Raw genomic sequence first — 4,982 nt, 5'->3', positions numbered from 1 at the left:
CGGGTGCGCTCGGATACGGGATTGGTGAAGATTTGGTCGGGTGGACCTTGTTCGATGATACGGCCAGCGTCGAAGACAGCGATGCGATCGGAGACCTCGCGTGCAAAGCGCATCTCGTGCGTTACGATCAGAAGCGACACGTTAGACTCGTGCGCAACACCTCGAACGACGTCGAGGACTTCCCCGGCGAGCTCAGGATCGAGCGCTGAGGTGATTTCATCGAGCAGAAGTATTTCAGGTTTCAAGATCAGCGCCCGAGCGATTGCAATGCGCTGCTGCTGACCTCCGGAAAGCTGCGCGGGATACGAATGCGCCTTGCTCCTCAGACCCACGATCTGAAGGTATTCGAACGCGCTCTTCTCAGCCTGCTCTCTCGACTGCTTCAACACAGTCATTGGCGCCAAAATCAGATTTTGCAGCACAGTCAGATGCGGGAATAGATTGAATTGCTGAAAAACCATGCCGCACCGGCGCCGGATTCGCGCCTCCTGCGAGCTCGATAGCGGCTGGCCCGCTGCATCAAACAGTATGCTCTCGCCGAAAAACCGGATATCTCCACCGCTGGGCTTCTCGAGCGTCATTGCCAGCACGGTTGTCTTTCCTGAACCGCTCGGGCCGATGAGCGTGACCTTTTCACCCGGCCTCACTTTCAGGTCGAGATCTACTAGCACGCGATGAGCACCGAAGGACTTTGAGACGTTTTTGAGTTCGATAGCCCACACGTCGGATTGCGGCTCGAGAGCGGCTCCATTTGCCTCCATCGGATTGACGGCTGCAGCGGCTGCGGGCTCGAAGGGTCCCGGTTGGCTAAATTGCGCGGTGCTAACCATGCTTGTCCTTGGCTCTAGAAAGAAGGAAGGGGAACGGCAGATTCAGGCCGAAATAGAGAAGCCTGCGATGGTAAAGGGCTCGAGATGACGAAAGTGTTCGTAGCTGACCTCGTTAGCTTGGCTCATCAGCACCGGCGCCCGGATCGCGGTCCACTTGACCATGCTCCGCGTCAGGCTGCCGAAAGCGGGCACGATCTGCGAGAGTGCCTGTCGCAAAACAACCCTTAAAACTCTGCAGTTTCCTCAGCTCCAGTGCTTGACACACATCGGTTTGCCCGCGATGCACGGCCTCGATACCAGCACGAACGATCTCCGCGCCGTACGCGGCTCCATCGAGAACGAGCACGAAAATCGCCGCGGCGATGGGACTCAGAATCGCCGCGGCGATGGGACTCAGAGACGGCATGCCCGGCACAAGCGGCAGCGCATAGGAACCCCAAAACAGGAGAACCAGGGCCGAGGGCGCGCGAATGAATTCGATGAAGGGCATCGATGCCATTCGTAAGGGGCGCGCCTCAGACAGCCTCAGCGCGCCGAGAGCGATCGCGCCGAGTACTGCATCTGAGATGATACGCAATGCTACCCACACGATGACTCATAAGCCCTGCGCGAGCGCGGGCCAGTACTCGCAAGCTGCCTTCAATGCAGTTGCGCGTTACTCACAGCTTGGTACGAGATCACTGGCCTTGCTAAACTTGACAGCCGTCTTGACCATCGCTTCCCCGTTAGCAATCCCGTATTTCTCAAAGATCTTCTGGAACGTTCCATTTCTGAGCAATAAACTGAGATGCTTACTATACGCGTCGCGGAAGGCCACGTTTTCCTTGCGGAATACCATGGCCGATGCAGTCACTGGCGACTCTTCGTCAACGACCTCCACGACGCCTTTCTGCTCGGGATTGGAAACAGTGAACTGACCGACTACAAACGCGTCCGCCCGACCGCCGGTGACTGTGGCGATGCCGGCCTGATAATCAGGAACCATCTGAATTTGCTCGGGCTTGACTCCCAGCCTCAACGCATCCTTCTCGTAGGGGCTCGGCACTGTCGCCATCTTGATGTCGGGGCGACGCGCAATCTCCGCGAGGCCCGTCAGATGCTTCGGATTTCCGGGTAAGACATACAGTACGGTCTGAGACGCGTAATAGGGCGCCGAAAACACCGCCACCTTGCAGCGCTCTTCGGTAATGGTCAGGCCGGCGCCGATATAGTCGAATCGATTGGTCATCAGTCCGGGCATCATGGCGTCCCATCCCATGAACACCGCCGTAAGCGATGGCAGACCCATGGCTTTGAGCACCAGATTCTGCAGCTCAACCGCAGTACCCATCGGCTCTCCGCTCGGCGACACCATCATGTAAGGAGGTAGCGAGTGCAGCGCCACCTTGACTTGGCCGGATTTGCGGATCGAGGCGAAAAGAGGATCCTCCGTTTGTGCAGACGTCGGACGCGAACTGCCAGCCAACGCGAGCAGCAGCACCAGCAACGAGAGCTTTGATGTGATACGCATATTGTTTCCCCCTTTGAGTATGAGCCATTGAGTCATACGAAAGGACCGCAACGCCAATACCAATTTCGGAAGCGTCAATACCAGAGCGGAATTGATGTTGCCGGAGGCCCGACACGCTCTGGCCTCGCTGCGAGATGGGGTCATCCCTTATGTCGAGAGCGAACAAGCGGCTTGAAGACCGGTTGTCGGCGAACGGGCTGCGCCAGCTGTTGAGCTCGGCCCTAAAGCCATGCAGCAAGACACCCGCGCCGTTACCGTCGCATTGAAGACAAGCTCCGTTGGGCATCGCATCGTTGGCGGGCGTCTGGATGCCCGATCCTTGGATGATAGGTACGTACTCCCGCTGCGAGACGTTTTCCTGACGCAAATCCGCCTTGCTGGCTTGCTTCACATCGCGCTTCGGAATGCGTCCGCCAGGGCTATCGCCCGCTGATGCCACGCTGGCCTGCCCCGGACCACTTGACATCTGCTCAGCAATCACCACCCGATTTGACTTGGCAATTGATTTCATTATGAGCGGCCAGTCTGGCTCAGTTGCCCAAGGCTACACATGTCGATTATCTCAGCATCTATGATCGTTTCCTCCGCACCTTCAGCGCCATAGAGACCATCACGGACGTGGCGAGAAGGTCCCGGACGAACGATCTTCGCTTTTGCAATGCCATTGCAGAGCTGGTCCGCGGCAAACAGGCAGAAAATCGCCGAACATGATCTCCAGAATCGGGCGAAGGCCGCGAAGAGAAGCGCCGAGCGCGACACTCGTAAAACCGTTCTCGGTGACGTGCCACCGCGTATTTCTTCCAGATCGAGTTCGAGTCCGGTCTGAAGAAGGACGGACAGATGAAGCGAGCGAGGTTCACGGAAGAGCAGATTATCGCGGTGTTGAAGGAGCATGGGCCGGGACGAAGACGGCAGACCTGGCTCGCAAGCATGGGATCTCCGACGCGACGATCTACAGCTGGAAGGCCAAATTCGGCGGCAGGACGTTTCCGAGGCCAACCGACTGAAGGCGCTGGAGGAGGAGAATGCGAAGCTGACGAAGCTTCTGGATGCGGCTGCCCTTCGAGACAAAAAATGGTGGGGCCCGCCGCCAAGCGCGCTGCGGTCGCGCATCTGCAGGCCGTCGTGAGCCTGTCGGAACGGCGGGCCTGTTAGGTCGTCGGCGTGGATCGGAAGATGATCCGCTACGGCTCCAGCCGCCCTCCAGACACGGCTCTGCCCGGCCGATTGCGCGATCTCGCCAACGAGCGGCGACGCTTCGGCTACCGCCGGCTGTTCGTCCTGCTGCGGCGGGAGGGCGAGCCGTCGGAGATCAACCTGATCTACCGTCTTTATTGGGAGGAAGGGCTCGCCGTCCGCAAGCGGCGGGCCCGCCGCAAGGCTGTGGGAACCCGGACGCCGATTCTGATGGAAGCGAAGCCCAATGCACGCTGGTCGCCGGACTTCGTCGACGACCAGTTCGCCAACGGCCAGCGCTTCCGCATCCTCAACATCGTCGACGACGTGACCAAGGAGTGCTTGGGGCCATTCCGGATACGTCGATCTCCGGACGGCGGGTGGCTCGGGAGCTGGCGATGATCGTCGAGCGGCGCGGCAAGCCGGGCTCGATCGTCTCCGACAACGGCACCGAGTTCACCTGCAATGCCATGCTGGCCTGGAGCAAGAGATTCTAACCGCCGCCGGATGAAAGTTCGGTGGCAGGTCATCGACAATCGGCATGGCTAACACCCGGTCCGGAAATATTTCCAAGGCTGTGCGCTTAAAGCCCCTCACGCGGCCGCAAAACCAATGAACGTATTCTCCCATGACGATGATCGTGGGATCGGCCTCTATAGCCAAACCGAAGTCGTCCGCTGTTGCGACGACGCAACGTGATTTTTAGAGTTCCTCCGAAATCTTCAAGCTCTCTAAATCTTGAGCCATCAACTGCCGCCAGCGCAAAAGGGTTGAATTGATAATAGTCGATCTATGCTGGCATCGCTCACATCTAAACGTTTGCCGACGCGCAAGCATTTCAAAGACAAAGCATCGCAAGGTGGACATTAACTAAAAAGGCCTCCGGCGGGCATGCCGGAGGCCTTCTTGGAGGTTTAGTCAGCTATGAAGTGCCTTTTCTCCTTCCGCTACGTTGACAACGATTCACCAATTGCGCTGAGCTCGGATTAGCAGGCTCACCGTGTTCTGGTCCTTCAGCTCGTAGGTGGTGCCGGGCTTGGCGATACTGGGTTGCGCCGGTATTACCACTGTGCTTCCGGCCGCGTACTTCTGGTCGAGCATGGTGTAAGTCAAGTCGGCCGAGAAGGTGAGGTTCTTGATCGGGGTCCAGCGCGTGATCACACCGACAACCGCGTAATTGAAATCGGGGTTGCAGCCACCAATACCGCTCGAGAGCGCGAGGCCTGCTACGACTGCGCCGCAGATGTACCCCTTGGCCGTGTCNTTATACCGCACAGCACCCCACCCACCGTAGATCGCGGTGTTCCAGTAAGGATCCCAGTTATGGTTGTAGGCACCATTGAAGCCATAGGTCGTGGTCAATTCCTGGCCAGCACCAGTCACAAACACCGAGTCGGACAGACCAGCAAGGCCGACGCTCTGGTAAGCTCCCGCGAGACCCGTACCACCGTACATCGCGTAGGTGG

At 58.4% G+C, this 4,982-nt stretch carries 4 protein-coding genes and 2 pseudogenes; 1 reads left to right on the top strand and 5 read right to left on the bottom strand.

The genetic code is table 11. From position 1 onward, the window contains the following. The 4 genes and pseudogenes from YUO_RS43375 to YUO_RS49260 all read right to left on the bottom strand — a co-directional run. A partial coding sequence (locus YUO_RS43375; RefSeq protein ID WP_035728568.1) for an amino acid ABC transporter ATP-binding protein occupies window positions 1-761 on the bottom strand: 761 nt, incomplete at its 3' end. 181 nt (window positions 762-942) lie between these two features. Next, window positions 943-1,320 carry a hypothetical protein gene (locus YUO_RS0137520; RefSeq protein WP_156908955.1) on the bottom strand — a complete coding sequence of 126 codons (378 nt, stop codon included), beginning with the start codon at window positions 1,318-1,320 and terminating at the stop codon, window positions 943-945. Between the two features lie 165 nt (window positions 1,321-1,485). Continuing rightward, entirely contained in the window at window positions 1,486-2,340 is an 855-nt protein-coding gene (locus tag YUO_RS44260; RefSeq protein WP_051379869.1) for a transporter substrate-binding domain-containing protein, read from the bottom strand. A gap of 610 nt (window positions 2,341-2,950) precedes the next feature. Further along, window positions 2,951-3,091 (bottom strand): annotated as a pseudogene (locus tag YUO_RS49260) (hypothetical protein); the annotation flags it as partial. 89 nt (window positions 3,092-3,180) lie between these two features. On the opposite strand from YUO_RS49260, the pseudogene YUO_RS43360 reads away from it, so the two are divergent. Beyond that, window positions 3,181-4,004: pseudogene (locus YUO_RS43360) on the top strand (transposase); the annotation flags it as partial. Window positions 4,005-4,479: 475 nt separating this feature from the next. Here the strand turns inward: YUO_RS43360 and YUO_RS0137495 are convergent. Next, a partial coding sequence (locus tag YUO_RS0137495; RefSeq protein WP_028351697.1) for a porin occupies window positions 4,480-4,982 on the bottom strand: 503 nt, incomplete at its 5' end.

Source organism: Bradyrhizobium murdochi (assembly GCF_000472965.1).
Lineage (GTDB): Bacteria > Pseudomonadota > Alphaproteobacteria > Rhizobiales > Xanthobacteraceae > Bradyrhizobium > Bradyrhizobium murdochi.
This window is presented reverse-complemented; position numbering and strand designations above follow the sequence as displayed.